General features: G+C 55.2%; 25 protein-coding genes and 1 pseudogene. 16 read left to right on the forward strand and 10 right to left on the reverse strand.

The annotated features are described in order from the left end of the window. Positions 1 to 16: 16 nt before the first annotated feature. On the reverse strand, positions 17 to 1,795 hold the full coding sequence (fucI, locus tag L350_RS11560; RefSeq protein WP_032624753.1) for an L-fucose isomerase: 1,779 nt from the start codon (positions 1,793 to 1,795) through the stop codon (positions 17 to 19). A gap of 407 nt (positions 1,796 to 2,202) precedes the next feature. On the opposite strand from fucI, the gene L350_RS11555 reads away from it, so the two are divergent. From L350_RS11555 to L350_RS11525, 7 genes are all read left to right on the forward strand, one after another. After that, on the forward strand, positions 2,203 to 3,702 hold the full coding sequence (locus L350_RS11555) for a sugar ABC transporter ATP-binding protein (protein WP_023299446.1): 1,500 nt from the start codon (positions 2,203 to 2,205) through the stop codon (positions 3,700 to 3,702). Positions 3,703 to 3,704: 2 nt separating this feature from the next. Further along, entirely contained in the window at positions 3,705 to 4,688 is a 984-nt protein-coding gene (locus L350_RS11550) for an ABC transporter permease (protein WP_022647237.1), read from the forward strand. A gap of 46 nt (positions 4,689 to 4,734) precedes the next feature. Next, positions 4,735 to 5,685 (forward strand): ABC transporter substrate-binding protein, encoded by a 951-nt coding sequence (locus tag L350_RS11545; RefSeq protein ID WP_000858088.1) that lies wholly within the window; start codon positions 4,735 to 4,737, stop codon positions 5,683 to 5,685. An 11-nt stretch (positions 5,686 to 5,696) separates the two neighbouring features. Continuing rightward, positions 5,697 to 7,286 (forward strand): FGGY-family carbohydrate kinase, encoded by a 1,590-nt coding sequence (locus tag L350_RS11540; protein WP_032624754.1) that lies wholly within the window; start codon positions 5,697 to 5,699, stop codon positions 7,284 to 7,286. A gap of 60 nt (positions 7,287 to 7,346) precedes the next feature. Beyond that, positions 7,347 to 8,342 carry a LacI family DNA-binding transcriptional regulator gene (locus L350_RS11535; protein ID WP_032624755.1) on the forward strand — a complete coding sequence of 332 codons (996 nt, stop codon included), beginning with the start codon at positions 7,347 to 7,349 and terminating at the stop codon, positions 8,340 to 8,342. Between the two features lie 27 nt (positions 8,343 to 8,369). Continuing rightward, on the forward strand, positions 8,370 to 9,017 hold the full coding sequence (gene fucA, locus L350_RS11530; protein WP_017383181.1) for an L-fuculose-phosphate aldolase: 648 nt from the start codon (positions 8,370 to 8,372) through the stop codon (positions 9,015 to 9,017). Between the two features lie 114 nt (positions 9,018 to 9,131). Beyond that, positions 9,132 to 10,493 carry an MFS transporter gene (locus L350_RS11525; protein ID WP_032624756.1) on the forward strand — a complete coding sequence of 454 codons (1,362 nt, stop codon included), beginning with the start codon at positions 9,132 to 9,134 and terminating at the stop codon, positions 10,491 to 10,493. Positions 10,494 to 10,525: 32 nt separating this feature from the next. Here L350_RS11525 and L350_RS11520 read toward each other — a convergent pair whose 3' ends face one another. Next, positions 10,526 to 11,017 (reverse strand): YajQ family cyclic di-GMP-binding protein, encoded by a 492-nt coding sequence (locus L350_RS11520; protein WP_022647233.1) that lies wholly within the window; start codon positions 11,015 to 11,017, stop codon positions 10,526 to 10,528. Positions 11,018 to 11,142: 125 nt separating this feature from the next. Here L350_RS11520 and panE point away from each other — a divergent pair, with 125 nt between their 5' ends. The 3 genes from panE to L350_RS11505 all read left to right on the forward strand — a co-directional run bounded on the left by panE (position 11,143) and on the right by L350_RS11505 (position 13,917). Beyond that, positions 11,143 to 12,054, forward strand: coding sequence for a 2-dehydropantoate 2-reductase (gene panE, locus L350_RS11515; RefSeq protein WP_032624757.1), 912 nt, complete (start codon positions 11,143 to 11,145; stop codon positions 12,052 to 12,054). Next, the gene (gene yajL / locus L350_RS11510) at positions 12,017 to 12,607 is read left to right on the forward strand and encodes a protein deglycase YajL (protein ID WP_022647231.1); all 591 of its coding nucleotides are present in this window, start codon (positions 12,017 to 12,019) and stop codon (positions 12,605 to 12,607) included. The genes panE and yajL overlap by 38 nt, the downstream gene beginning before the upstream one ends. Positions 12,608 to 12,759: 152 nt before the next feature. Continuing rightward, positions 12,760 to 13,917, forward strand: coding sequence for a DDE-type integrase/transposase/recombinase (locus tag L350_RS11505; protein WP_032624508.1), 1,158 nt, complete (start codon positions 12,760 to 12,762; stop codon positions 13,915 to 13,917). A gap of 75 nt (positions 13,918 to 13,992) precedes the next feature. Here L350_RS11505 and thiI read toward each other — a convergent pair whose 3' ends face one another. Then, the gene (thiI, locus tag L350_RS11500) at positions 13,993 to 15,441 is read right to left on the reverse strand and encodes a tRNA uracil 4-sulfurtransferase ThiI (RefSeq protein ID WP_022647230.1); all 1,449 of its coding nucleotides are present in this window, start codon (positions 15,439 to 15,441) and stop codon (positions 13,993 to 13,995) included. Between the two features lie 178 nt (positions 15,442 to 15,619). Between thiI and xseB the strand changes: the two genes are divergently transcribed. The 4 genes from xseB (at position 15,620) to L350_RS11480 (ending at position 19,686) form a co-directional block, all read left to right on the forward strand. Continuing rightward, the gene (gene xseB / locus L350_RS11495; protein WP_003859094.1) at positions 15,620 to 15,862 is read left to right on the forward strand and encodes an exodeoxyribonuclease VII small subunit; all 243 of its coding nucleotides are present in this window, start codon (positions 15,620 to 15,622) and stop codon (positions 15,860 to 15,862) included. Continuing rightward, positions 15,863 to 16,762, forward strand: coding sequence for a (2E,6E)-farnesyl diphosphate synthase (gene ispA / locus L350_RS11490; protein ID WP_022647229.1), 900 nt, complete (start codon positions 15,863 to 15,865; stop codon positions 16,760 to 16,762). A gap of 24 nt (positions 16,763 to 16,786) precedes the next feature. Then, the gene (gene dxs / locus L350_RS11485; RefSeq protein WP_022647228.1) at positions 16,787 to 18,649 is read left to right on the forward strand and encodes a 1-deoxy-D-xylulose-5-phosphate synthase; all 1,863 of its coding nucleotides are present in this window, start codon (positions 16,787 to 16,789) and stop codon (positions 18,647 to 18,649) included. Between the two features lie 62 nt (positions 18,650 to 18,711). After that, a complete protein-coding gene (locus L350_RS11480) occupies positions 18,712 to 19,686 on the forward strand; it encodes an aldo/keto reductase (RefSeq protein ID WP_032624758.1) in 975 nt (324 codons plus the stop codon). 69 nt (positions 19,687 to 19,755) lie between these two features. Here L350_RS11480 and thiL read toward each other — a convergent pair whose 3' ends face one another. The 5 genes from thiL to nrdR all read right to left on the reverse strand — a co-directional run bounded on the left by thiL (position 19,756) and on the right by nrdR (position 23,361). Next, complete coding sequence (gene thiL, locus L350_RS11475; protein WP_032624759.1) at positions 19,756 to 20,727, reverse strand: thiamine-phosphate kinase; 972 nt, start codon at positions 20,725 to 20,727, stop codon at positions 19,756 to 19,758. A 77-nt stretch (positions 20,728 to 20,804) separates the two neighbouring features. After that, positions 20,805 to 21,224: a transcription antitermination factor NusB gene (gene nusB / locus L350_RS11470; protein ID WP_006809908.1), complete on the reverse strand. Its 420-nt coding sequence runs from the start codon at positions 21,222 to 21,224 to the stop codon at positions 20,805 to 20,807. Positions 21,225 to 21,245: 21 nt separating this feature from the next. Beyond that, positions 21,246 to 21,716 carry a 6,7-dimethyl-8-ribityllumazine synthase gene (ribE, locus tag L350_RS11465; protein WP_003859098.1) on the reverse strand — a complete coding sequence of 157 codons (471 nt, stop codon included), beginning with the start codon at positions 21,714 to 21,716 and terminating at the stop codon, positions 21,246 to 21,248. 87 nt (positions 21,717 to 21,803) lie between these two features. Beyond that, positions 21,804 to 22,907 carry a bifunctional diaminohydroxyphosphoribosylaminopyrimidine deaminase/5-amino-6-(5-phosphoribosylamino)uracil reductase RibD gene (ribD, locus tag L350_RS11460; RefSeq protein ID WP_022647225.1) on the reverse strand — a complete coding sequence of 368 codons (1,104 nt, stop codon included), beginning with the start codon at positions 22,905 to 22,907 and terminating at the stop codon, positions 21,804 to 21,806. A gap of 4 nt (positions 22,908 to 22,911) precedes the next feature. After that, a complete protein-coding gene (nrdR, locus tag L350_RS11455) occupies positions 22,912 to 23,361 on the reverse strand; it encodes a transcriptional regulator NrdR (RefSeq protein WP_003859099.1) in 450 nt (149 codons plus the stop codon). A 152-nt stretch (positions 23,362 to 23,513) separates the two neighbouring features. Between nrdR and L350_RS11450 the strand changes: the two genes are divergently transcribed. Together L350_RS11450 and L350_RS11445 are read left to right on the forward strand one after the other, a co-directional pair. Beyond that, on the forward strand, positions 23,514 to 24,053 hold the full coding sequence (locus L350_RS11450) for a SadB/YajI family lipoprotein (RefSeq protein WP_032624927.1): 540 nt from the start codon (positions 23,514 to 23,516) through the stop codon (positions 24,051 to 24,053). 268 nt (positions 24,054 to 24,321) lie between these two features. Next, on the forward strand, positions 24,322 to 25,206 hold the full coding sequence (locus tag L350_RS11445; RefSeq protein ID WP_032621817.1) for a nucleoside-specific channel-forming protein Tsx: 885 nt from the start codon (positions 24,322 to 24,324) through the stop codon (positions 25,204 to 25,206). An 88-nt stretch (positions 25,207 to 25,294) separates the two neighbouring features. Here the strand turns inward: L350_RS11445 and L350_RS24240 are convergent. Together L350_RS24240 and secF are read right to left on the reverse strand one after the other, a co-directional pair. Next, positions 25,295 to 25,405: pseudogene (locus L350_RS24240) on the reverse strand (DNA-binding transcriptional regulator); the annotation flags it as partial. A gap of 70 nt (positions 25,406 to 25,475) precedes the next feature. Next, complete coding sequence (gene secF / locus L350_RS11440; RefSeq protein ID WP_003859105.1) at positions 25,476 to 26,447, reverse strand: protein translocase subunit SecF; 972 nt, start codon at positions 26,445 to 26,447, stop codon at positions 25,476 to 25,478. Positions 26,448 to 26,452 lie beyond the last annotated feature (5 nt).

Below are 26,452 nucleotides of genomic sequence, written 5' to 3' on the forward strand. Positions count from 1 at the left end.
AGGCTGGCAAACCGGCTTATTGTTTGTATAACGGTCCGTAATTTTCACAGGCGCGGTAATCCTGCCCTTCCGGATCCATACCGTGAGCGCCCCAGGCCGTCGGCCGATAAATCAGCGCCTCCGGTACGTTATGCATGCACACGGGAATGCGCAGCATGGACGCCATAGTGATGAAATCAGCACCGACGTGCCCGACGGTTAGCACCCCGTGGTTAGCCCCCCAGTTCGCCATCACTGAATAGACGTCGCTGAACGGGCCTTTACCGGTCAGACGTGGGGCAAACCAGGTGGTGGGCCAGGTTGAATCGGTGCGCTTATTCAGAATGTCATGTACTTGTTCCGGCAGCTCAACACTCCAGCCTTCCGCTATCTGTAATACCGGGCCCACCCCCTTGATGAGGTTTACGCGGGTCATGGTAAATGGCACGCCACCTCGGGTGAGGAAGTTTGATGAGAAACCGCCCCCGCGAAAGTATTCATGCACCGCCGGACACCAGTGGGTTGCGGCCAGGCACGCGTTGGCTTCCTGCTCAGTAATGTCCCAGTGTGGTTTCAGGGTCGGTTTCCCCTCGGCGTCTTTCTGCTCCGCTGTACCGTCCAGTGCCGCCGAGCCGGAGTTGATCAGATGAATAATGCCCTGCTCAGCCCGTCCAGTGAGTTTCTGGCCGGTAACACGCTCAACCGACTCTGGCGACCAGTAGGTGCGCACGTCGGCAAAGATTTGCGCTGTACCGGTCATCAGATGTCCAAACAGCATTGCTACCCCGTTCAGGCTGTCATTTTCCGTCGCCACCACCAACGGCTGGCGAATACCGTTCCAGTCAAAGGAGCTGTTCAGCAGCGCCTCTGCGGTATCGCCATTTGGATACTGATCCGTCCAGTGGCGCTGTCCCTGGAACCCGGACGCGATGGCGTTATAGCCCAGAGATTCCTCCACGCGGCCCATCGCAGCGAGTTTTGGGTTACCCTGCATCATGTCGCGGATGCACATCGCCATCAGCAGACTCTCCCGCAGGATCGCGGCATTCTCCTGTTCATTGCGACGATACTGCTCCGCGTTTTTATCCTCGCCGAAACGGAAATGTGCTTGCGCCCAGTCCAGGGCCAGCTCAAGTTCTTGCTCGTCGTAAATCTTATGATCGATGCGGCGACGCAGTTCGGTCATATCCACCACCTGCACCTTCATCCCCAGCCAGGATTCAAAGAAGTTGTGATCGACAATCGAGCCCGCAATCCCCATCGAGACGCCGCCCACCGACAAATAACTTTTCCCCTTCATGCTGGCGACCGCCAGGCCCGCACGGGCGAAGCGCAACAATTTTTCCTCAACGTCTGCCGGGATGGTCTCGTCGCCCGCATCCTGTACATCGTGGCCATATATGGAAAACGCCGGGATCCCTTTCTGGTTATGCGCCGCCAGTGCCGCCGCGAGGTATACTGCCCCCGGACGCTCGGTGCCGTTAAAGCCCCAGATCGCTTTCGGACGCAGAGGATCCATATCAATGGTTTCACTCCCGTAACACCAGCAGGGGGTGACGGTGATCGTCAGACCAACGTGGCACGTGCTGAACTTCTCTTCGCAAGCGGCGGACTCCGCCATTCCGGCAATGCAGCTATCGGCAATCACGCACTCAACGGGCGTACCGCAGGGGTGGCGTAATTTTTCACTAAGTAGCGCCGCCGTGGCTTTCGCCATGTTCATGGTCTGCTCTTCCAGAGACTCGCGTACGCCCATTCGGCGGCCATCAATAACAGGTCGAATGCCAATACGGGGTAACGCTTTTATCGTTTTCATAGCCCTTCCTCACGTTGGTTAACCTATCCGTCTCAGGGGCATAGCCGTGAAAAAGCGCCCAGGCAGCGCCGTGAACGGAAAGTGGTGAAATTTGCTAACTCGAATTAGCTTAGGGTTCACACTAAAAATGAGACAAGATAAATGTGCAGGATCTGTGAGCAGTTTCACGATGAGAGGTCAAAATTCGATCAGTGTCAGGTATTACGATTCAGCAAAAACTAAACATATCGTTTAAATTCAATTAAATAACAAAATACCTTTGCACGACGTCACAATTTGAATACAAATGATTTGGCTAAATTATAACCCTAAAATAGCTTTTAAGGACGAAAGCTAAGTCGAGTTAGCTTATTAACTAAATCACTGTGGCTTGTGATTCATTGCCTTTCCAACACAGGAATTTTGCAATGTCAGAGACTCTTATTCAGATGACGTGCATTACCAAACGCTTTCCCGGCGTGCTGGCGCTGAATCAGGTTGATTTCGATTTACGCTGCGGCGAAGTTCATGCCCTCTTAGGTGAAAACGGTGCCGGCAAATCGACGCTGATGAAAATTTTATCCGGTGTTTACCAACCTGATGCCGGTGAAATTCGCTTTGAAGGGCAATCCGTATCATTCAGCGATCCGCTAAGTGCTCAGCATGCAGGTATTACGATTATCCATCAGGAATTTAATCTCTTCCCCGATTTAACCGTGGAAGAGAATATCTTTATTGGCCGTGAATTCTGCAAAAATAGTCGCTGGCAGTTAGATAAACGCGCCCAGCGCCAGGCGGTTGAGAAAATACTGCACACGCTGAATTTAAAAATCGCCCCGGACGCCCGCGTCAGTGAATTAACCGTAGCCCAGCAGCAGATGGTGGAAATTGCCAAAGCGATTTCGGTCAATGCCAAAGTGCTAATCATGGATGAACCCACCGCCGCGCTGACCGAAAGTGAAATCGAGAGTTTGTTTGACGTCACGCGGATGCTCAAGGCTCAGGGCACGGGGATTGTCTACATCTCGCACCGTCTGGAAGAGCTGGCGCTGATCGCCGATCGCGCGACCGTCATGCGCGACGGACAATACATCGCCACCGTAGATTATGAAACGGTTCAGATCGGCGAGCTTATCGCCATGATGGTTGGCCGCAATCTCGATAACATCTACCCAAAACGCCCGCCGCATCAGCGCAGAGAAAAAGTGCTGGAGGTGAACGGCCTGACGCGTAATGGTGTACTGCATGACATCAACTTTACCCTCTGGCGCGGTGAGATCCTCGGTCTCGCTGGCTTAATGGGCGCAGGCCGAACTGAACTGGGCCGGGCCCTGTTTGGCGCCGATGCTATCGACGCTGGCACCCTGACGCTGAACGGCACCCCCACACGTATTAAAGACGTGGCTGACGCCATTGAGAAAGGCATCAGCTATTTAACAGAAGACCGCAAAAAAGAGGGACTCGCCCTCGGCCTTTCTGTTGAGATGAACATTATGCTCGGCAATTACCCGGACTACGCTGGCGCCGCAGGTAATGTTGATGAAAAACGCTGCCGGGAGTCCAGCCAGAAACTGGTGGATACGCTGCGAATAAAAACGCCACATCTGGAACAGGCGGCACTGAATTTAAGCGGCGGTAATCAACAGAAGATTATTATTGCCCGCTGGGTCTGCAAAGACACCGATATTTTAATTTTTGATGAGCCAACCCGGGGAATTGACGTTGGCGCCAAGCTGGAAATCTACGAATTAATGAATCGCCTTGTCGCTAAAGGTAAATCGATCATCATGATTTCATCCGAACTGCCGGAAGTATTAGGAATGTGCGACCGCATACTCGTGATGCGCAGCGGCCGCATTGCCGGCGAAATAGCGGCTGAGCACGCCACCCAGGAAAAAATCATGCAATACGCCACGCTGGAGGATTAATCATGTCCGTTACCGTTCCATCGCCGCAAAGCGGAAGTCATACGATGAAAATAAATAAAGCGCTCCTGATGCGTCTGGCGCCTCTTTTTAGCCTGGTATTGCTGGTTCTGTTTTTCAGCTTCAGCTCACCGTTCTTCTTTAATACTGAAAATATCATGACTATCGCCCTGCAAACGGCGGTGATTGGCATCATGGCCATTGGCGTGACCTTTGTGATTATTACCGCCGGGATCGACCTGTCACTCGGATCGGTGGTGGCGTTCTCAGGGGTTGCGGTGGGCATCGCCGCCGGGTTTGGTATGCCGTTGCCGGTCTGTATTCTGGCAGGCGTGCTCGCAGGCGGACTTTGCGGCTATGTGAACGCGTTTCTGGTCACCAAAATGACCATACCACCGTTTATTGCCACCCTCGGCTTAATGATGTCGGTACGCGGCATCAATATGGTGATGACCGATGGCCGCGCGATTTATTTTTCTGACTACCCGCAGTTCAAGCTGCTAGCACAGGGTCGCCTGTTCGACGTTCTGCCTTATCCGGTGTTCTACCTGGTCATCGTGGCACTGATCGCCATGTGGATCCTGAAGAAAACGGTGATGGGCCGCTATATCTACGCTGTCGGCAGCAATGAAACGGCGGCACACCTTTCCGGGATCAAAGTCCAGCGAGTGAAAATTTTCGTTTACGCCTTCTGCGGCCTGTTAACCGGCGTGGCCGGGGTGATCCTCGCCTCTCGTCTCAACTCAGGCCAGCCAACCGTGGGCGTGGGTTATGAGCTGGAAGCCATCGCGGCGGTAGTGATCGGCGGTACCAGTCTGATGGGCGGCGTGGGCACGATTGGCGGCACCATCATAGGCGCGTTCATTATGAGCGTGCTGAAAAACGGCCTCAATCTCATGGGCGTGTCCCAGTTCTGGCAGATGGTGGCGATGGGCGTGGTCGTCGTTGCCGCCGTCTACCTGGACACGTTACGTAAAAGAATGCGTTAGGTTCTCGATACAACAAGCCCTGCCAACCCTACAACGGAGCAAAATAATGAAAACCAGCCATATCCTGAGCGCCCTGTCGCTCGTTGCCATCCTGTCCAGCAGCGCGCTGGCAAAAGATTTAAACCTGCCGGTGGTCAGTAAAGGTTACCAGCACGAATTCTGGCAGACGGTCAAAATGGGAACGGAAGCTGCCGCAAAAGAGTTGGGTGACAAAACCAGCTACGTTGGCCCTGCCGATGAAACGCAAATCGCCGAACAGATCCAGTTAGTCGAAAACACCATGGCACAAAAACCAAACGGCCTGTTGCTGGCCGCACTTGATGCAAACGCCCTTGCCCCGCTGGTCGAAACCGCCAACAGCCGGGGGATCAAAGTGGTGACCTTCGACTCGGGCGTGAACTCGGATATCCCGGCCAGCTTTGTCGCCACCAATAACCGTAAGGCGGGCGCACAGGCTGCGGATGCGCTGGCGGAGCAGGTAGGCCAGAAGGGGAAAGTGGGTATTATCGCTCACGTAGCCGGGACGACGTCCGCCATTGAGCGCTCTGAAGGATTCAGCGAGCGGATGAAAGAGAAGTACCCGAATATTCAGGTACTGCCGGTGCAATACAGCGATGGCGACCCGCAAAAAGCGATGGATAAAACCATTGATATGGTTCAGGCCAACCCGGATATCGCCGGTATTTATGCCACCAACGAAGGCTCAACCCTGGGCGTTGCGAACGCTATCGACAGCCAGAATCTGAAGGGCAAAGTAAAAGTCATCGGTTTTGACAGCACCGAAGCCATCATTAACTTCCTTAAAAACGGTGTGATTCAGGGCTTCGTGGTGCAGGACGCCTATCAGATTGGTTATCAGGGCATAAAAGCGCTGAACGCGGTGATTTCCGGACAGACGGTGGCCAAAGAAATTGATATTCCAGTGAAATATGTCAATGCGCAGAATATCAACACGCCTGAAATTGATAAACTGCTGCATCCGTTTGGTAAAAAATAAGGAAGTTCATGATGAGTGACGGCTATTTCCTCGGGGTAGATGTAGGTTCAGCCAGCGTTCGTGCAGGGCTTTACTCTGCGCAAGGCGAGCGTTTGAGCTTCGCGACCCGTCCGATTTCGCAGTTTCACGCCAGCAATGCGCGCGTGGAACAATCCTCTGTGGAAATCTGGCAGCAGGTTTGTGCGGTGGTGCGGGAAGCCGTCGACTCCTCTGGGATTTCACCTGACGCCATTCGTTCGATTGGCTTCGACGCCACGTGCTCGCTGGTCGCGCTGGATGCTGACGGTAACGGCCTGAGCGTCTCCCCGGACAGTCCGGCATCGCAGGACATCATTATGTGGATGGATCATCGTGCTCACGAAGAAACCGTTCACATCAATGCCACACGCGATCCGGCCCTGTGCTACGTGGGCGGCGAGGTCAGCATCGAGATGGAGTTGCCAAAACTGCTGTGGTTGCAGCGGCATCATCCTGAAACCTGGAATCAGGCCTGGCGCTTTTACGACCTTGCCGATTTTCTGGTCTGGAAAGCGACGGGCCAGGACGTCGCCAGCCTGTGCACCCTCACCTGCAAATGGAACTACCTTGCGCATGAGGCGCAGTTCAGCGAATCGCTGCTCAGAGCGGTGGGGCTGGAAAACTTACTGACAAAAATTCCCGGCACTATTCTGGACGTCGCTGAATGCGTCGGGAAACTTAGCCCGCAGGCAGCGCAAGCTCTGGGTTTGTCCGAAGAAGTGGTTGTGGCAAGCGGCATGATCGATGCCCACGCGGGTGGCGTGGCGCTGACGGGCTCACACCCGGAAGGCACGCTGGCGCTCATCAGCGGAACCTCGAACTGCCATATGCTTGCCAGTCAGACGGAGATCCATACGCCCGGCGTCTGGGGACCTTACTGGAGCGCCATGCTGCCGGGCTACTGGCTGACGGAAGGCGGGCAAAGTGCTGCCGGGGCGCTGGTCGACTGGACGTTGCGCGAGCACGGAGTCAGCGCAGAGCTGTTTGCAAAAGCAGAAGCGGCGCAATGCCATCCGGTGGCATTACTCAACGACTGGGTAGCCGCACTTGAACAGGAAGAAAAATATCCCACCCGCAACCTGCACATTCTGGCCGATCACCACGGCAACCGCTCGCCGCGTTCGCGTCCTGATGCCCGGGGCAGCGTTGTCGGTCTGACATTAGAGACCGGTGAGCGCGCGCTGGCGAGGCTCTATCTGGCCACGCTACAGGCCATTGCCTACGGCACACGACACATTATGGATACTCTGAAACATCATGGGCACACCTTGTCGCGCATTGTCATTTGTGGTGGGGCTACTCATAACCGGCTCTGGCTGCGGGAGTATGCCGATGCCACAGGCTGCGATATTCACCTTTTAGCCGAAGAAGATGCGGTCACTCTCGGCGCGGCCATTTGCGGCGCTGTGGCGAGCGGTGCATGGGCAACGCTTACCGACGCCACCCGGGAAATGGTCAAAGCCGGCGATATCATCACCTGTCGGCCGGAAACCGCGGCCTTCCACCGGCAAAAATATGAGGCGTACCTGATGCTGTGGACCCAGCAACAGGCGCTTAATCTCCTGATGCAGCAGGAAATGTAATGGCAGGATGCGTATGCTTTATCAGCAGTTTTTACGTACGTTAAGGATTGAGGCGTAGCGATGGCCAAAACAGTTGAACAGATAGCGAAGGATCTGAATTTATCCGTCACCACCGTGCGGCTGGTACTGAGCGGGAAAGCCGAACAGTATCGGATCAGTGTGAAAACACAGTCCCGAATTAATGAACTCGTCGAGCGCTTCGGCTATACCCTCAACCATTCGGCGCGCAGTCTGAAGTTAAACAAAACCGAGACGCTGGGGCTCATCGTGCCCAACATCTCAAACGTGTTCTTTGCAACGCTCGCCGAGAAACTCGAACTGCGCTGTCGCCGTTCGGGTTACCAACTGATGATCAGCTGTACTTACAACGATGTGGATTACGAAAACAAGCTGGTAAAAGCTCTGATGGCGCGCAACGTGGACGGCTTATTTATCGTTCCCTCAACGCTGGAAAATCAGCAGCATCATTTGCGGCAGATCCAAAAGCCACTGGTGCTCCTCGACCGGGATTTTGGCTTTACTGACAACGCGCTGGTAGAGAGTCATAACGAGGCTGGGGGGGATGAACTGGCCCGCAATATGCTGGAAGAGTGCAAAACGCCGCTCTGGTTCCTTGTGGGCGATACCGCACTGCCCAGCATTACGGACCGTCTGAACGGCTATTTGCAGGCCCTGAAAACAGCCGGTATTCACCATCGCGAGTGGGTCATCGAAGGGCCGGACAATACGCCGGAGGGGGGATATGCCCTGATGGATTCGCTTATCGACAGCCAGGGTGTTCCGCAGGCGTTTATCGCCTCATCGTTACCCGTCCTGGAAGGGGCAATCGAAGCCCTGCGGACGCGTACCGGTACCGTGCCTCAACACATCAATATTGGCACCTTCGATGAGCACCCCATGCTGGGGTTCCTGCCTAACAGCGTCTGGTCCATGCAGCAGGATGAAGATACCTGGGCGGAAAAAGCGTTTGAACTGATGCAGCGAGCCATCGACGGCGAAGCGGTCAACGAGACGGCGAAAGTCGATATGAAGCTGGTCAAACGTTCCCGCCAGTAAAAATAAAACTGTACCCGGAGAAAAAAAATGGAACGAGCCCGATTAGCCAGAGACATTATCGACACCTGCCTTGAGATGACCCGCATGGGATTAAATCAGGGCACCGCCGGGAATATCAGCGTTCGCTATCGCGACGGTATGCTGATTACGCCGACCGGAATTCCCTACGAGCATCTGACCGAAGAGAGTATCGTCTATGTCGATGCACAGGGGCGACACGAAGAGGATAAACTGCCCTCCAGCGAATGGCGTTTTCATCAGGTTGTGTATCAGACCCGCCCGGATGCTAACGCCGTCGTCCATAACCATGCGGTTAACTGTACCGCCGTCTCGATACTCAACCGCCCCATTCCTGCTATTCACTATATGATTGCCGCCGCCGGGGGAAACTCCATTCCCTGCGCGCCTTACGCGACCTTCGGGACGCGCGCGCTGTCAGAGCATGTCGCGGTCGCGTTACGCGATCGCAAAGCGACGCTATTACAGCACCACGGCCTGATCACCTGCGAAGAAAATCTTGAGAAGGCACTGTGGCTGGCGCAGGAGGTAGAGGTGCTGGCAAAACTCTACCTGGCCACGCTGGCGATCGTGGATCCCGTTCCGGTACTCAGTGACGATGAAATTGCCATTGTTCTTGAGAAATTTAAAAGCTACGGGTTGCGCGTCGAGGCGTAATTTTTTATCCGGGGGTGCTTTTATCACACCCTCGTAATATCTCTTAAACAAACACCTATTTACCGCACTTATCACCCCGCCTAAACTATGGCCTGCTTTTTGGTAGAGGTGGTAATGAACGATTATAAAATGACGCCAGGTGAACTGCGTGCGACCTGGGGTTTAGGGACTGTTTTCTCGCTGCGGATGCTTGGCATGTTTATGGTCCTGCCCGTTCTGACCACATATGGCATGGCGTTACAGGGTGCCAGCGAAGCGCTGATTGGTCTGGCGATCGGTATCTACGGCCTGGCACAGGCGATATTCCAGATCCCCTTTGGCCTGCTCTCCGACCGCGTGGGTCGCAAACCGCTGATTGTCGGCGGGCTGCTGGTGTTTGTACTTGGCAGCATCATCGCTGCCCTCTCCCACTCCATCTGGGGAATTATTCTTGGCCGCGCCCTGCAAGGTTCCGGGGCGATTGCCGCCGCCGTGATGGCGCTGCTGTCAGACTTAACCCGCGAGCAAAACCGCACCAAAGCCATGGCGTTTATTGGCGTCAGCTTCGGCGTCACGTTTGCCATTGCCATGGTGCTGGGGCCGATTATTACCCATTCACTCGGCCTGCACGCCCTGTTCTGGATGATAGCCGTGCTGGCAACCATCGGGATCGCACTCACGCTGTGGGTTGTGCCGGACAGTAAAAACCATGTCCTGAACCGTGAATCCGGGATGGTCAAAGGCTGCTTCAGCAAAGTCATCGTCGAGCCGCGCCTGCTTAAGCTGAACTTCGGCATTATGTGCCTGCACATTCTGCTGATGTCCACCTTTGTCGCCCTGCCCGGTCAACTTGCCGCAGCAGGTTTCCCGGCGGCAGAGCACTGGAAAATTTATCTGGTCACAATGCTGATCTCGTTTGTCTCCGTTGTGCCCTTCATTATTTACGCCGAAGTGAAGCGCAAAATGAAACGCGTCTTCGTGGGCTGCGTGGCGTTACTGTTGATTGCCGAGATTGTGCTGTGGGGCGCCGGCCCACATTTCTGGGAGCTGATCGCAGGCGTACAGCTGTTCTTCCTGGCGTTTAATCTGATGGAAGCCCTGCTGCCGTCGCTTATCAGCAAAGAGTCTCCGGCAGGATACAAAGGCACCGCGATGGGCATTTACTCCACCAGCCAGTTTCTCGGCGTGGCGATCGGCGGGTCCCTCGGCGGCTGGGTGGACGGTCTTTTTGATTCTCAGACCGTGTTCCTCGCCGGTGCGCTGCTGGCGATGCTCTGGCTGTTTGTTGCCAGCACCATGAAAGAGCCGCGCTATGTGAGTAGCCTGCGGGTAGAAATTCCCGATGACGTGGCAATCGGTGACGCGTTACAACAGCGTCTGGAAGCGACAGAGGGCGTGAGCGAAGTGCTGATTGTCCCGGAAGAGCGCAGTGCGTATGTCAAAATTGACAGCAAAGTGACTAACCGCTTTGAGGTAGAGCAGGCGCTGAAGGCCTGAAAAAATGCCCGGTTTAGCCGGGCATAATTGTCTTAATCGCGGAAGTTTTTAAACTGGAATGGCTGACCGAGATCGCCGCCACGCACCAGCGCCATCACGGATTGCAGGTCATCACGGGATTTTCCGGTCACGCGGATCTCTTCCCCCTGGATCTGCGCCTGCACTTTCAGCTTACTGTCTTTGATAAGCTTAACGATTTTTTTCTGTACCGCGCTTTCAATCCCCTGCTTCAGCTTCGCTTCTACAAACCAGGTTTTGCCGCTGTGAACAAAATCTTCCGGTACATCAAGTGAGGTCCCTTCAATGCCGCGCTTGAGCAGCTTGGCGCGCAGGATATCCAGCAGTTGGTTGACCTGGAAATCAGACTCACTCAGGACTTTGATTGTCTTGTTCGCGTCGTTCAGTTCAATGGTCGCCTCAACGCCACGAAAATCGAAACGTGACTCCACTTCACGAATAGCATTATCTACGCCGTTACGCGCTTCCTGCAGATCAACTTCAGAAACAATATCGAAAGATGGCATCTTTTCTTCTCCCTTCATTTTTGTTGCGTTGCATAATACCTGCAACGAGGCATAACGAGAAGCTTAGCTGATGGCGCTATACTTAGCGTCTTAGCACCTGGCGCAGTTGCAGGTGAGGAGGAACAATGAAAGTAACAGTGCTTGGATGCGGCGCCCTTGGTCAACTCTGGCTTAGCGCGCTATGCAAACAGGGACACGACGTTCAGGGCTGGCTGCGAATTCCCCAACCCTATTGCAGTGTGAATGTGATGGGTACAGACGGTTCAATTTTTAACGAGTCTTTGACGGCAAACGATCCGGAATTTCTCGCGAGCAGCGATCTGCTGCTGGTCACGCTGAAGGCCTGGCAGGTCTCCGATGCGGTGAAAAGCCTGGCCGCCCAATTACCTGAAAGCACGCCAGTCCTGCTTATTCACAACGGTATGGGTACCATTGAAGAGCTAAAGTCTGTCCGGCAACCGCTGCTGATGGGAACAACCACCCACGCGGCACGCCGCGACGGTAACGTCATTATTCATGTTGCCAGTGGCATCACCCATATCGGCCCGGCGCGTGAACAGCCCGGCGATTACAGCTATCTTGCGGATACCCTGCAAAGCACGCTGCCTGACGTCGCCTGGCACAATAACATTCGCGCAGAACTGTGGCGCAAACTGGCGGTCAACTGCGCGATCAATCCGCTGACTGCCCTGCTGGATTGCCCTAACGGTGATCTGCGCCAGCATCCCGATCGGTTAGCGCTGATTTGCCGAGAAGTTGCCGCCGTCATTGAACGCGAAGGCTACCACACCTCAGAGTCTGATTTACGTTATTATGTCGACCAGGTCATTGAGAGTACGGCAGAAAATATCTCCTCAATGCTGCAGGATATCCGGGCTATGCGGCATACCGAAATTGATTACATTACCGGTTATCTGTTAAAACGCGCCCGGGCACACGGCATTACCGTTGCGGAAAACAGCCGTCTGTTTGAGTTAGTAAAACGAAAGGAGAGTGAGTATGAGCGCATCGGCACTGGTATGCCTCGCCCCTGGTAGCGAAGAGACAGAAGCGGTCACCACCATTGATTTGATGGTACGTGGTGGTATTAAGGTTACCACCGCCAGCGTCGCCAGCGACGGAAGTCTGGCGATTACCTGCTCGCGTGGAGTCAAGATCCTGGCAGATGCACCGCTTGTACAGGTGGCGGACGGTGATTACGACATTATCGTGCTGCCGGGCGGTCTGAAGGGCGCGGAGTGTTTCCGCGACAGCCCGCTGCTGGTTGAAACCGTTCGTCAGTTTCATCTTTCCGGGCGTATCGTCGCGGCAATCTGTGCGGCCGCAGGTACGGTACTGGTTCCGCACGACATTTTCCCCATCGGCAATATGACCGGCTTCCCAGGCCTGAAGGATACGATTCCGGAAGACCAGTGGGTGGATAAACGCGTGGTCTGGGATCCGCGCGTTAACCTGCTCACCAGCCAGGGGCCGGGTACCGCCATTGATTTTGGCCTGAAGATTATTGACCTGCTGGTCGGGCGCGAAAAAGCGTACGAAGTGGCGTCATCGCTGGTGATGGCGGCAGGGATTTATAACTACTACGAGTAAAAAAAGCCGGGTGGCGGCTACGCCTTACCCGGCCTACAAGTGTACGGTACCGTAGGCCCGGTAAGCGAAGGGTATGAACCGGAAACATGGGTAACACTTTAGACCGGATACATGGGTAACAGTTATAACTGGCATAGAAGAGGAGACTCGCTATGCCCTGGACTGAGACCCGACCTATGCAACGCCTTGATTTTATCCGTGCCTGCCATGCAGGTACGGATTCTTTTTCTGCCCTCTGCCGTCTCTTCGGCATCAGTCGAAAAACCGGTTACAAATGGCTTCAGCGTTTTGACCCCTCTGACCTGTCATCTCTCTCTGACCGGTCGCGTGCTCCGCACTCCCACTCCCGGACAGTTCCTGATGATATCGCCGGGCAGCTTACGGCCCTGAGGCAAAAACACCCTGACTGGGGCCCCAAAAAACTGCGGATGTGGCTGCTCAATCATCACGTCGATTTTACCGTCCCCGCTGCCAGTACTATCGGCGATATCCTCAAGCGTGAAGGCCTGGTTCCGGATAAAAAGCGAAAACGCAGAACCCCGGGCAATCGCCAGCCCCTGACCATCATCAGTGAGAACAATCAGGTCTGGAGCGCTGATTTTAAAGGCAAGTTCAGGCTGCTGAGCCGGAAATACTGTCATCCCTTCACCCTCACCGACAATCACAGCCGGTATCTTCTGAGCTGCCGGGGAGCAGACCGGGAGAGCGAGCCCTTCGTCAGGCAGTGCCTGACGGATGCGTTCCTGGAGTACGGTCTGCCGGAAGTCCTGAGAACGGATAATGGTCAGCCTTTCGCAGGAACAGGTATCGCCGGGTTAAGTCGCCTTGCAGTCTGGCTGATAAAGCTGGGCATCAGACCGGAACGCATCAGAAAGGGGCATCCGGAAGAAAACGGCCGTCATGAGCGAATGCATCGTTCGCTGAAAAGTGCAGTAAAACAGGGCAACATATTTATGACGATGGAAGAACAACAGCGGTGGTTCAGTGGCTACCGGGAAGAGTTTAACTACGAAAGGCCGCATGAAGCCCTGGCGGGTGCAACGCCCGGAACGGTATGGCACCCCTCAGGCCGGCACTGGGATGGCAGGGTTCCTGAATATGCTTATCCGGAAGGAGGTACGGTCTACAGGGTGAAATCAAGGGGGACACTCTATATGGGGAAAAAGGGGACGGTGTTCCTGAGTGAAGCGCTGACTGATGAGTACATCATGCTGGAAGAACAAGATGATGGCCTGGAGGCCATCATCTTTAATGGAATAACGCTTGCGTACTACGACCGAAAAACCCAGAGTGTGCTCCGGATAGACTGAAAAGTGTTACCTATGTTCCCGGTCTGATCTGTTACCTATGTATCCGGTCATACAGAAGCGCCGCCGGGCAATAGGCTACGGGCGATACACCTTCACGTTCGCGAAGCCCTGCTCGCGCAGGTACAGCGCCTGTAAACGGCTCATGACCCCACGTTCGCACCACAGCAGATACGTTTTGCTCTGGTCGAGATCGCCAAACTGGGTGCTCAGTTTGTAGAACGGCAGCGAAACCACCTCCACGCCTTCCACCTGCAACGGCTTGTCATCCTGCTCATCAACAGAACGAATATCCAGAATCGTATCGTTAGCACCGAAGCCGCTGACCGTCTCCACCTCAACCACGTCCTGCTCGGTCTGCTGGGCGATCTCACGGATATCGATGTTGGACGCTTCCGCCACCACTTTTTCCAGGATGCTGAAATCGAAGTTCTCTTCTTCCGCTTCGATCTTCGCCTTCACCGCTTTAATGGTTGGACTTTTTGAGATCACGCCGCAATATTCCGGCATGGTGCGGGCAAAATCTTCAGTACCGATTTTACGCGCCAGATCGATGATGTGCTCTTTATCGTGAGAGATCAGCGGACGCAGGATCAGCGTATCAGACACGTTGTCGATAAGGCGCAGGTTGGTCAGCGTCTGGCTGGAGACCTGCCCCAGTGCTTCACCGGTGACCAGCGCTTGCACGCCGTAGCGCTCAGCCACTTTGGACGCCGCACGCACCATCATACGTTTCAGGACCACGCCCATCTGGCCGTCATCCACTTTCTCAAGAATTTCGCCAACCACTGGCTCAAAGTTGATCGCCACGAAACGCACGCGGTGAGAGCTGCCGAAACGGTTCCACAGGTAATGCGCCACCTGACGTACGCCGATTTCGTGCGCCGCGCCGCCCAGATTAAAGAAGCAGTAGTGCACGCGGCAGCCGCGACGCATCAGCATATAGCTGGAAACGCCGGAGTCGAACCCGCCGGAGATCAGCGACAGCACATCTTCTTGCGTGCCGATCGGGAAGCCGCCAATACCTTCATAACGGCCCTTAACCAGCAGCAGGCGATCGTTTTCGATCTCAAGATTAACGGTAACGTCCGGATTAGTCAGGCGCACGCGCGCCGTCTCAACGTGCTGGTTCAGACCGCCGCCGACATAGCGCTCAACGTCAATGGAGCTAAACTCATGCTTACCACGGCGCTTCACGCGTACGCAGAACGTTTTCCCTTCGATCTGATCGCGGTACTGTACCAGCGCCTTTTCGAAGATATCGTGCATATCGGTGAAGGGAACGTCTTCCACTTCCAGAATATGGTGAATACCCGGGATACGGGTCAGCGCGTCGCGAATATCAAGACGTTTGTTTTCGTCTTTCGCGCGGACTTCAACGTGGTCCCAGTGACGCACCACGGCGAGCGTTTCGTCGTAGTGTTTTAATACGTTACGAATGTTCCCGGTGAGAATTTTAATAAAGCGCAAACGCACGGATTGGCTTTTGATGGTGATTTCAGGGAACAATTTAATGATAAACTTCATGGCGGCAATGTTTCTTAGGCAAGCTTATAAAGGCTTGTAGTGGAAAATGATACAGCAGCCCACACCCGTGGCTGCATCCAGGCGCGCAAGTATACCACCATCGCGCCACTCGCGTTATTTGATAATTGCCCCGAGTCCGTTACCATGTCAGGGCGAAAAATTTAAGAGTCAATTCACTATGCCGAAGAAAAACGACGCACCGGCCAGTTTCGAAACTGCGCTGAGTGAACTGGAGCAGATCGTTACCCGTCTTGAGAGCGGCGATCTCCCGCTGGAAGACGCGCTCAACGAATTTGAACGCGGCGTGCAGCTCGCGCGCCAGGGGCAGGTAAAACTCCAGCAGGCCGAGCAGCGTGTGCAGATCCTGCTTTCCGACAGCGAAGACGCTAAAACCACGCCATTCACACCGGACGCCGAGTAAATGGATTTCTCCAACGCGCTTCAGGCGCGCGTCATCCGCGCCAACGACGCGCTGCGCCGTTTCATTGAGCCGCAGCCTTTTCAGAACACTCCTCTGGTTGAAGCCATGCACTATGGCGCACTCTTGGGGGGTAAACGCCTGCGTCCGTTCCTGGTGTATGCCACGGGCAACATGTTCGGTATCAGCGATAACACGCTGGACGCCCCGGCAGCCGCCGTGGAGTGTATCCACGCCTATTCGCTGATCCACGATGATTTGCCGGCCATGGACGATGACGATCTGCGTCGCGGTCAGCCGACCTGCCACATTAAGTTCGGCGAAGCGAATGCCATTCTGGCGGGTGATGCGCTGCAAACCCTGGCGTTCTCTATTCTGAGCGATGCGCCGATGGTTGAAGTGAGCGATCGCGATCGTCTGGCAATGGTGTCCGAACTGGCAATGGCCAGCGGCGTCGCCGGGATGTGCGGCGGCCAGGCGCTGGATTTAGAGGCTGAAGGTCGTCAGGTAACTCTGGAACAGCTGGAGCGCATCCACCGTCACAAAACGGGCGCCCTGATTCGGGCAGCCGTTCGTCTGGGCGCACTGAGCGCGGGTGAACGCGGGCGCAAAGCCCTGCCGATTCTGGACAGATACGCAGAAAGTATCGGTCTGGCATTCCAGGTTCAGGATGACATTCTGGATGTGGTGGGCGATACTGCAACATTGGGAAAACGTCAGGGTGCGGATCAGCAGCTTGGCAAAAGTACCTACCCCGCCCTGTTGGGCCTTGAGCATGCCCAACGTAAAGCCCGGGATCTGATAGACGATGCCCGCCGGTCACTGAATGAGCTGGCCGCGCAATCGCTGGATACCTCGGCACTGGAAGCGCTAGCGGACTACATAATCCAGCGTAATAAATAAACTATATATCTCGATGAGCCTTTGATGAGTTTTGATATTGCCAAATACCCGACACTGGCGTTAGTTGACTCCACTCAGGAGTTACGTCTGTTGCCGAAAGAGAGTCTGCCGAAGCTGTGTGACGAGCTGCGTCGCTACCTGCTCGACAGCGTTAGCCGCTCCAGCGGCCACTTCGCCTCCGGACTTGGCACGGTTGAGCTGACCGTGGCGTTGCATTACGTCTATAACACGCCGTTCGATCAGCTGATCTGGGATGTTGGCCACCAGGCCTATCCGCACAAAATTCTGACCGGACGTCGCGATAAGATTGGCACCATTCGCCAGAAAGGCGGCCTGCATCCGTTCCCGTGGCGCGGCGAGAGCGAGTTTGACGTGTTAAGCGTCGGCCACTCTTCCACCTCCATTTCCGCAGGCATCGGGATTGCCGTTGCCGCCGAAAAAGAGAATAAGCAACGCCGTACCGTCTGCGTGATTGGTGACGGGGCGATCACCGCCGGGATGGCTTTTGAGGCCATGAACCACGCGGGCGATATCAAACCGGACATGCTGGTGATCCTCAACGATAACGAAATGTCGATCTCCGAGAACGTCGGCGCGCTGAATAACCATCTGGCGCAGCTGCTGTCCGGTAAGCTTTACTCCTCACTGCGCGAAGGCGGGAAAAAAGTCTTCTCCGGCGTACCGCCGATCAAAGAGCTGCTTAAGCGTACCGAAGAACATATCAAAGGCATGGTCGTGCCGGGTACGCTGTTTGAAGAGCTGGGCTTTAACTATATTGGCCCGGTGGACGGCCACGATGTGTTAGGTCTGGTGACGACGCTTAAAAACATGCGCGACCTGAAAGGCCCGCAGTTCCTGCATATCATGACCAAAAAAGGGCGTGGTTACGAACCGGCGGAAAAAGATCCGATCACCTTCCACGCGGTGCCCAAGTTCGACCATACCAGCGGTTGTCTGCCGAAAAGCAGCGGCGGGATGCCGAGCTACTCAAAAATCTTTGGCGACTGGCTGTGCGAAACGGCGGCGAAAGACAACACGCTGATGGCGGTGACGCCTGCCATGCGTGAAGGCTCCGGCATGGTCGAGTTTTCCAAAAAATACCCGGACCAGTATTTCGACGTCGCCATTGCCGAGCAGCACGCGGTAACCTTCGCAGCGGGCCTGGCGATTGGCGGCTACAAGCCGGTGGTAGCGATTTACTCTACCTTCCTGCAACGCGCCTACGATCAGGTGATCCATGACGTTGCCATCCAGAAGCTGCCGGTGCTGTTTGCTATCGACCGTGCGGGCATCGTGGGGGCTGACGGCCAGACGCACCAGGGCGCATTTGACCTCTCCTTCCTGCGCTGCATCCCGGACATGGTGATCATGACGCCAAGCGACGAAAACGAGTGTCGTCAGATGCTGTATACCGGTTACCACTATCAGGACGGTCCCTGTGCGGTACGTTATCCACGCGGCAATGCCCTTGGCGTTGAATTACGGCCGCTGGAAAAACTGGACATCGGTAAAGGTCTGGTGAAACGTCGCGGTGAAAAAGTGGCGATCCTGAACTTTGGTACGCTGATGCCGGAAGCGGCAAAAGTCGCTGAAACCCTGAATGCGACGCTCGTCGATATGCGATTTGTGAAGCCGCTCGATGAATCTCTGATTCTGAGCATGGCGGAAAGCCATGAGGTGCTGGTCACGCTGGAAGAGAACGCCATCATGGGTGGCGCGGGTAGCGGTGTGAACGAAGTGCTGATGGCGAACCGTAAAGTCGTTCCGGTGCTTAATCTCGGCCTGCCGGACCACTTCATCCCGCAAGGCACTCAGGACGAGGCGCGCGCCGACATTGGCCTGGACGCCGTCGGTATCGAAGCTAAAATCCGCACCTGGCTGGCCTGATCCCTCCCCTTTTCTGCTCCTGCTATGCTTAAACGTATTGTTTAAACAGCAGGAGCGGAACCATGCAATACACGACATTAGGAAAAACAGACCTCAAGGTGTCCCGGCTTTGCCTGGGCTGCATGACGTTTGGCGAGCCTGACCGGGGAAATCACGCCTGGACGCTGCCGGAAGAGAGCAGCCGCCCTATCATTAAGCGCGCCATTGACGGCGGCATCAACTTCTTCGATACCGCCAACAGCTACTCCGACGGCAGCAGCGAAGAGATTGTGGGCCGCGCCCTGCGAGATTTTGCCCGTCGGGATGAGATTGTGGTCGCCACCAAGGTGTATTACCCGTCAGGCGATCTGGCGGAAGGCCTTTCTCGCGCACAGATCCTGCGCTCCATTGATGACAGCCTCAGACGCCTGAACATGGATTACGTCGACCTGCTGCAAATTCACCGCTGGGATTACAACACGCCGATCGAAGAGACGCTTGAAGCGTTGAACGACGTCGTGAAAGCCGGTAAAGCGCGCTACATCGGCGCATCGTCCATGCATGCCTCACAGTTTGCTCAGGCGCTCGATCTCCAGGCGCAGAACGGCTGGGCGCGCTTTGTCACTATGCAGGATCACTACAACCTGATTTACCGGGAAGAAGAACGCGAGATGCTGCCGCTCTGCTACCAGGAAGGCGTGGCGGTGATTCCGTGGAGCCCGCTGGCGCGCGGAAGGTTAACCCGTCCGTGGGGTGAAACTACCGCCCGGCTGGTATCGGATGAAGTAGGTAAAAATCTGTATGACGATACAGAAGCCAGCGATGCGTTAATTGCCGAACGATTAGCCGGGATCGCCGACGATATCGGTGCAACGCGCGCACAGGTAGCGCTGGCGTGGCTGCTGAGCAAGCGCGGTGTCGCCGCGCCGATTGTGGGCACATCGCGGGAAGAACAGCTGGACGAGTTGTTGAGTGCGGTGGACTTATCGTTGACGCCGGAGCAGATTGCCGAGCTGGAGACGCCGTATCAGCAACATCCGGTGGTAGGGTTTAAATAAACAATTCAGGGAACAAAATCCGTAGGCCGGGTAAGCGCAGCGCCACCCGGCAATACAGAGCGCACAAAATTACGCGAAGTGATCGTACCCTTTCCAGTCAAGCGTAACCGGGGCACCGTCGCGGACAAACAGCAGCCCTTCACTTTCCGGCATCACCTGCCCGATGCAGGTAAATTTCGCCCCCAGATGCGCTAACGCCACATCCAGCGTCCCGCGATTCAGCTCGGGAACGGTAAAGCACAGCTCATAATCTTCCCCACCGGATAGTGCCCAGCGCAGCGCCTGTTCAGGCTCGGCATGGCGACGCAACGGCTCTGACAGTGGGAACAGATCCAGATCGATCCGTGCGCCCACGCCACTGGCCTTCAGGATATGGCCGAGATCGGAGATTAACCCGTCAGAGAGATCGATAGCAGAACTGGCCCGCTCGCGCAGCGCCTGACCGTGCAAAATACGCGGTGTGGGCCGCAGGTGGCGCTTCACCAGGTACGCCGCATCGTCAGCATCTTCAACTGCTAAACGGTTCTGAAGGATCGCCAGCCCGGCCGCGCTATCCCCCGGCGTACCGGTCACGTAGATCCAGTCGCCCGGTTTTGCGCCCGAACGCTTCAGCGCGCGCCCCGCTGGCACATAGCCGTGGATTGCCAGGGTCATCGACAGCGGCCCGGCGGTGGTATCACCGCCAATCAGCTGCATATCGTAATAATTCAGCTGTTCAAACAAGGCATCGCTGAAGGCTTCAAGCCAGGCTTCATCCACCTCCGGCAGGGTCAGAGCCAGCGTCAGCCAGGCCGGGTCGGCGCCCATTGCCGCCAGATCGCTAACGTTTACCGCCAGCGCCTTATACGCCAGGTCGGCAGGATCGATAACGGGCAGGAAGTGACGCCCACATACTAAGGTGTCGGTGCTGATTGCCAGCGTCTGTTTTTCGGGAATATTGAGAAGTGCGCAGTCATCGCCAATGCCGGTTTCAACATCAAGACGAGAGGTTCTGACACGGTCGAAATAACGGGCAATCAGGGAGAATTCGCCGCATGCCATACGTTATGCCTCAGCAAATAAAAGAAAAAACCGGAGCCGCACTGCCAAAAAGGCAATGCAAGACTCCGGTTTGCGGATCACTTTTTGTGGGGACGGATCGCAGGTGCGGCTTTATCCAGCACGCCGTTTACAAACTTGTGGCTGTCTTCAGCGCCGAAGGTTTTTGCCAGTTCGATCGCTTCGTTGATGGCCACTTTGTACGGCACATCATCACGTTTAGACAGCTCAAACAGCGCGATACGCAACACTGCTTTTTCGACCTGGCCCAGCTCTTCGAGCAGACGGGACAGGTATGGCTTCATCAGACCATCGAGATACGCGCTATTAGTCGCCACTCCCGACAGCAGTTCACGGAAGTACAGAACGTCAACGTCTTTCACGTCCTGTTCTGACAGGAACTGGTATTCAACATCAGCGATGTCGTTCTGGGACAACTGCCAGGAGTAAAGTGCCTGGACGGCACATTCACGGGCGCGGCGACGAGCAGCAGGTTTCACGGAATTCCCCTTACAAAAAAATCAGGCCTTGATGGCTTTCAATACATTGATCATTTCAAGCGCGGTCAGTGCAGCTTCTGCACCTTTGTTACCGGCTTTGGTGCCAGCACGTTCGATGGCTTGTTCAATACTTTCGGTAGTCAGTACGCCGAACGCGACAGGAATTTCAGCATCCTGTGCAACGTGCGCCAGACCATTGCTTGCACCGCCCGCAACGTATTCGAAGTGCGCAGTGCCGCCACGAATAACAGTACCCAGTGCAATCACCGCGTCGTATTTACCGGTTTTCGCCAGCGCGCCCGCTGCCAGTGGCAGTTCGTAAGCACCTGGTACCCAAACGACGGTAATGTTGTCATCTTTAACCTGGCCGATACGTTTCAGGGCGTCAACCGCACCTTCCAGCAGGCTGTCGTTGATGAAGTTGTTGAAACGCGCAATGGTGATGGCGACGCGAGCGTCCGGGGTAGCTACAGCAGCTTCAATAATGTTCATACTCTTCCTTTACGGGTTCATTTGGCCCCGCAGGGGGGCGGATTTTATCATAATACTTTGCGCACTGCTTCCCTATTTCAGGAGCAATTACGCTGTCGTTAAATGGAGGCAGACATCCGGGCCTACCGGACGAATCTCGCTGAATGAGAGTTGCGGCGCATCGGCCAGTTTTTCAAGGCCGGGCAGCACAAACAGGCCGCGCGCGTCGTTACCTAACAGTTTAGGCGCAACGTAGACCAGAAGCTCATCCACCAGCCCTGCCTGGAGCAGCGCGCCGGCGAGCGTCGGACCGGCTTCAACCCAGATGCTGTTGACCTGCTGTTTACCCAGCAGCATCATCAGCACCACCAGATCGAGATGCCCGTTGTGTTCCGGCACCATAATGCTGCGCACGCCTTGCGGCCATTCGCGCGTATCTTCTTTGGTGCGGGCAATCCAGGTTTCCCCCGGCTGCTGCACGATGCGGTGCTCCGGCGTCACGCGGTTCTGGCTATCAATAATAATGCGCAGCGGCTGACGCAGGTTCTCCTGCGGATAGAGTGCCTGGGTATCCGCATTCAGCTCATCCCAGCGCACGGTCAGGACCGGATCGTCAGCCAGCACCGTTTCACTGCTGGTGAGAATAGCATGGCTTTGTGCGCGCAGACGTTGCACATCGCGCCTTGCCTGTGGCGAGGTGATCCACTGGCTCTCGCCGTTCGCCATCGCCGTGCGGCCATCCAGTGACGCGCCAAGCTTAAGCTGGATAAACGGGAAACCGGTGCGCATACGCTTCAGGAAGCCTTTGTTGATGGCTTCGGCATCCTGCATCATCAGGCCGTGACTGACGTCGATCCCTTCCTGTTGCAGACGATACAGCCCGCGGCCCGCCACCTGCGGGTTAGGATCCTGCATGGCGGCGACAACGCGCGAGACTCCCGCCGCAATCAGTGCTTCGCAGCACGGAGGCGTGCGCCCGTGATGACTGCATGGCTCCAGCGTCACGTAAGCCGTCGCGCCACGCGCCCTCTCCCCCGCCATGCGCAGGGCATGCACTTCAGCGTGCGGCTCGCCTGCGCGGTAGTGAAAACCTTCACCCACGATCTCGCCATCTTTAACAATGACGCACCCGACATTAGGGTTAGGGTGAGTGGTAAACCGACCGCGCTGCGCCAGCTTCATGGCTCTCGCCATGTACATCTCGTCCTGCATAGGCTTAATCCTGTAAGCGGGCGATCTCTTCGCCAAACTCTTTAATGTCTTCGAAGCTGCGGTAAACGGAGGCGAAGCGAATATAGGCGACTTTATCGAGCTTTTTCAGCTGTTCCATCACCAGGTTACCGATCATTTTGCTCGGCACTTCGCGCTCACCTAGCCCCCGCAGATAAGATTTAATATGATTTAACGCCATTTCGACGTCATCGGAGCTGACGGGCCGTTTTTCCAGCGCCTTGAGCATCCCGCTACGCAGTTTTTCTTCATTGAACGGTTCGCGCACATCGTTACTTTTTACCACGCGCGGCATTACCAGCTCTGCCACCTCGAAGGTGGTAAAACGCTCGTTGCACACCAGACACTGCCGACGACGACGCACGGAAGACCCTTCGCCTACAAGACGTGAGTCGATGACTTTGGTATCCACAGCGGAGCAAAATGGGCAATGCATACGATGTCCCTGTTATCTGGTTAACTGATTTCTATTTTACCCTGAACTGGCCCGACAACAAAGGAAGAGCTTTTTGAGACAAAGGATCTATGCCTGACGCCACTATCCTGTCTACCATTGCAGCAATGTGTGATTTCAAGGAATTAAACGCAATGTCAAGACGTTACCTGAAAATAGTGCTGGTTGGGAGCCTGTTCACGCTCAGCGCCTGCGCACAGCAAAGTGAAGTTCGCGAGATGAAACAAAGCGTGAATACGCTCAATGTGGCGATGGACAAACTTAATAAAGAAACCGTGAAGATCACCCAGCAGAACGCGCTGAATGCCAAATCCAGCAATGGCGTTTATTTATTGCCGGGCGCAAACACGCCCGCGCGTCTGAACAGCCAGATTGGCACGCTAAAGATGTCTCTGGTGAATGTTGCAGCGAATGCCGATGGTACGCGCGCAACATTACGCATTCAGGGTGAATCCAACGATCCGCTTCCCGCCTTCAGCGGCACCGTAGAGTGGGGCCAGATTCAGGGCACCACGGAGAGCTATCAGGAAGTGAACGTGAAGAATCAGCTCTTCACTGCCCCCGCCAGCACGCTGGCACCGAGCGATGTTGATATCCCGCTCCAGCTGAGCGGACTGACGCCAGAACAGTTGGGCTTTATCCGCATTCACGACATTCAACCTGCCGCGCAATAACCCGCCCTTCTAGCGGAGTGAAATGTCACTCCGCTAACATTTACATTTCGTATGGATTGGCAACATAAATGATTGCCGCTACAATCCCGGCCGTTTAAAGTACGCAAACGTGAACGCAATCGATTACGTATGTGAGAGATATGTGAAACAACACATATTTTTGTGAGCAAGGATTCCTATAATAGGCTCCGCAGAAACACGAAATATTTAGAAACGCAATTCGCGCATTTTTCACTCCCGGAAGGGAATTTCAATCAGTGGCATGATTATGAAAAAAACATTACTCGCAGCTGGCGCCGTGCTGGCACTGTCCTCCTCTTTCACTGTTAACGCAGCGGAAAACGACAAACCACAATATCTCTCCGACTGGTGGCACCAGAGCGTTAACGTGGTAGGCAGCTACCACACCCGTTTCGGGCCGCAGATCCGCAACGATACTTACCTCGAGTACGAAGCATTCGCTAAAAAAGACTGGTTTGATTTCTACGGCTACGTCGATCTGCCGGTATTCTTCGGCGGTAACTCCGATGCGAAAGGTATCTGGAACAATGGCTCCCCGCTGTTCATGGAAATCGAACCGCGTTTCTCTATCGACAAACTGACCGGAACCAGCCTGGCGTTTGGTCCGTTCAAAGAGTGGTACTTCGCGAACAACTACATCTATGACATGGGTCGCAACGATTCTCAGGAACAGAGCACCTGGTATATGGGTCTGGGTACTGACATCGAAACCGGCCTGCCAATGAGCCTGTCACTGAACGTGTATGCGAAATACCAGTGGCAGAACTATGGCGCATCAAATGAGAACGAGTGGGATGGCTACCGTTTCAAAGTGAAATACTTTGTGCCAATCACTCAGCTGTGGGGCGGTAACCTGAGCTATATCGGCTTCACCAACTTTGACTGGGGTTCAGACCTGGGCGACGATAACTTCTATGACAACAACGGGAAGCATGCTCGTACCAGTAACTCCATCGCCTCCAGCCACATCCTGGCGCTGAACTACGATCACTGGCACTACTCTGTTGTTGCGCGTTACTGGCACAACGGTGGCCAGTGGAACGACGACGCCAGCCTGAACTTCGGCAACGGCGACTTCAGCGTTCGCTCTACCGGTTGGGGTGGTTACCTGGTCGTGGGTTACAACTTCTAACCTGTGCGGACTTCGCCCGGTGGCGCTGCGCTTGCCGGGCCTACGATCCGAATGTAGGCCGGGTAAGGCGTAGCCGCCACCCGGCTTTTTACTGCTTCACCTTCCGCAAAAAATCTGCCAGAGCTCTGTCCGCACTTTCGCTAAAGCGTCTCTCCGTCTGCACAATATTGAGGCACCGGTCGAGCCGGAAGCAGCGGTATGCATACTGTCAGGAGTAGACAAAAAAAATCCCGGCCAGCAGGCCGGGATTTCGATACCGCATAAGACTCTTACGGCAGAATGGACGGCTGATCCGCCCCTTCTTTCTCGACTTTCTGCTGGATCAGATGCTCGCGCTTCATGCCCAGCTTCAGCGCCAGCGCGGACGCGACGTAGATAGACGAGGCCGTACCGATAGACACACCGATCAGCATGGTCAGCGAGAAGCCTTCCAGCACTGGGCCACCAAACAGGAACAGCATCAGGATCACCATCAGGGTGGTGCCGGAGGTGATCAACGTACGGTGCAGCGTCTGGGTCAACGACACGTTAAAGATTTCGTACGGCGTGCCGCGACGGATCTTACGGAAGTTTTCACGAATACGGTCAGATACCACGATACTGTCGTTCAGTGAGTAACCGATAACGGACATCAGGGATGCCACAATCGTCAGGTCAATCTCAATGTGGAAGAGAGACAGTATGCCCATGGTGATCACCACGTCGTGCGCCAGAGCGATAACCACGCCTGCCGCCAGTCGCCACTCAAAGCGGAAACCGACGTAAATCAGAATCGAGATCAGCGCCACCAGCAGCGCCATCGCACCGGTCTGCGCCAGGTCAGCACCAACGCTCGGGCCGACAAACTCAATACGCTTAACCGTTGCATCCTGGCTGGTCGTTTCGTTAATAACCTGAACGACCTTGCTGCCCAGCTCCTGGCTGCCGTTGGCATCGTGTACCGGCGGCATACGCACCATGATGTCGCGGCTGCTGCCGAAGTTCTGTAGCAGCGGCTCTTCAAAGCCCGCTTTTTGCAGAGACTCACGCATCTGGTCCATATCGACCGGTTTTTCCAGGGTAATTTCGATCACCGTACCACCGGTGAAATCCAGACCCCAGTTAAAGCCTTTCACGCCCATAATGACGATGGACAAGATCAGCAGAAAACCTGAAATGCCGAAGGCCCAGTAGTCCCAGCGCATAAAGTCCCAGACTTTACGGCCGTGGTTCAATTGTTCAACAGTATATTCCTGTGCCACAACGC

The organism is Enterobacter sp. MGH 4 (assembly GCF_000534735.1).
GTDB lineage: Bacteria > Pseudomonadota > Gammaproteobacteria > Enterobacterales > Enterobacteriaceae > Enterobacter > Enterobacter intestinihominis.

What these genes read in the sequence shown, in the direction of transcription:
- fucI (WP_032624753.1), bottom strand. Translation starts at nt 1,795, where the DNA reads ATGAAAACGATAAAAGCGTTACCCCGTATTGGCATTCGACCTGTTATT.
- L350_RS11555 (WP_023299446.1), top strand. Translation starts at nt 2,203, where the DNA reads ATGTCAGAGACTCTTATTCAGATGACGTGCATTACCAAACGCTTTCCC.
- L350_RS11550 (WP_022647237.1), top strand. Translation starts at nt 3,705, where the DNA reads ATGTCCGTTACCGTTCCATCGCCGCAAAGCGGAAGTCATACGATGAAA.
- L350_RS11545 (WP_000858088.1), top strand. Translation starts at nt 4,735, where the DNA reads ATGAAAACCAGCCATATCCTGAGCGCCCTGTCGCTCGTTGCCATCCTG.
- L350_RS11540 (WP_032624754.1), top strand. Translation starts at nt 5,697, where the DNA reads ATGAGTGACGGCTATTTCCTCGGGGTAGATGTAGGTTCAGCCAGCGTT.
- L350_RS11535 (WP_032624755.1), top strand. Translation starts at nt 7,347, where the DNA reads ATGGCCAAAACAGTTGAACAGATAGCGAAGGATCTGAATTTATCCGTC.
- fucA (WP_017383181.1), top strand. Translation starts at nt 8,370, where the DNA reads ATGGAACGAGCCCGATTAGCCAGAGACATTATCGACACCTGCCTTGAG.
- L350_RS11525 (WP_032624756.1), top strand. Translation starts at nt 9,132, where the DNA reads ATGAACGATTATAAAATGACGCCAGGTGAACTGCGTGCGACCTGGGGT.
- L350_RS11520 (WP_022647233.1), bottom strand. Translation starts at nt 11,017, where the DNA reads ATGCCATCTTTCGATATTGTTTCTGAAGTTGATCTGCAGGAAGCGCGT.
- panE (WP_032624757.1), top strand. Translation starts at nt 11,143, where the DNA reads ATGAAAGTAACAGTGCTTGGATGCGGCGCCCTTGGTCAACTCTGGCTT.
- yajL (WP_022647231.1), top strand. Translation starts at nt 12,017, where the DNA reads ATGAGCGCATCGGCACTGGTATGCCTCGCCCCTGGTAGCGAAGAGACA.
- L350_RS11505 (WP_032624508.1), top strand. Translation starts at nt 12,760, where the DNA reads ATGCCCTGGACTGAGACCCGACCTATGCAACGCCTTGATTTTATCCGT.
- thiI (WP_022647230.1), bottom strand. Translation starts at nt 15,441, where the DNA reads ATGAAGTTTATCATTAAATTGTTCCCTGAAATCACCATCAAAAGCCAA.
- xseB (WP_003859094.1), top strand. Translation starts at nt 15,620, where the DNA reads ATGCCGAAGAAAAACGACGCACCGGCCAGTTTCGAAACTGCGCTGAGT.
- ispA (WP_022647229.1), top strand. Translation starts at nt 15,863, where the DNA reads ATGGATTTCTCCAACGCGCTTCAGGCGCGCGTCATCCGCGCCAACGAC.
- dxs (WP_022647228.1), top strand. Translation starts at nt 16,787, where the DNA reads ATGAGTTTTGATATTGCCAAATACCCGACACTGGCGTTAGTTGACTCC.
- L350_RS11480 (WP_032624758.1), top strand. Translation starts at nt 18,712, where the DNA reads ATGCAATACACGACATTAGGAAAAACAGACCTCAAGGTGTCCCGGCTT.
- thiL (WP_032624759.1), bottom strand. Translation starts at nt 20,727, where the DNA reads ATGGCATGCGGCGAATTCTCCCTGATTGCCCGTTATTTCGACCGTGTC.
- ribE (WP_003859098.1), bottom strand. Translation starts at nt 21,716, where the DNA reads ATGAACATTATTGAAGCTGCTGTAGCTACCCCGGACGCTCGCGTCGCC.
- ribD (WP_022647225.1), bottom strand. Translation starts at nt 22,907, where the DNA reads ATGCAGGACGAGATGTACATGGCGAGAGCCATGAAGCTGGCGCAGCGC.
- nrdR (WP_003859099.1), bottom strand. Translation starts at nt 23,361, where the DNA reads ATGCATTGCCCATTTTGCTCCGCTGTGGATACCAAAGTCATCGACTCA.
- L350_RS11450 (WP_032624927.1), top strand. Translation starts at nt 23,514, where the DNA reads ATGTCAAGACGTTACCTGAAAATAGTGCTGGTTGGGAGCCTGTTCACG.
- L350_RS11445 (WP_032621817.1), top strand. Translation starts at nt 24,322, where the DNA reads ATGAAAAAAACATTACTCGCAGCTGGCGCCGTGCTGGCACTGTCCTCC.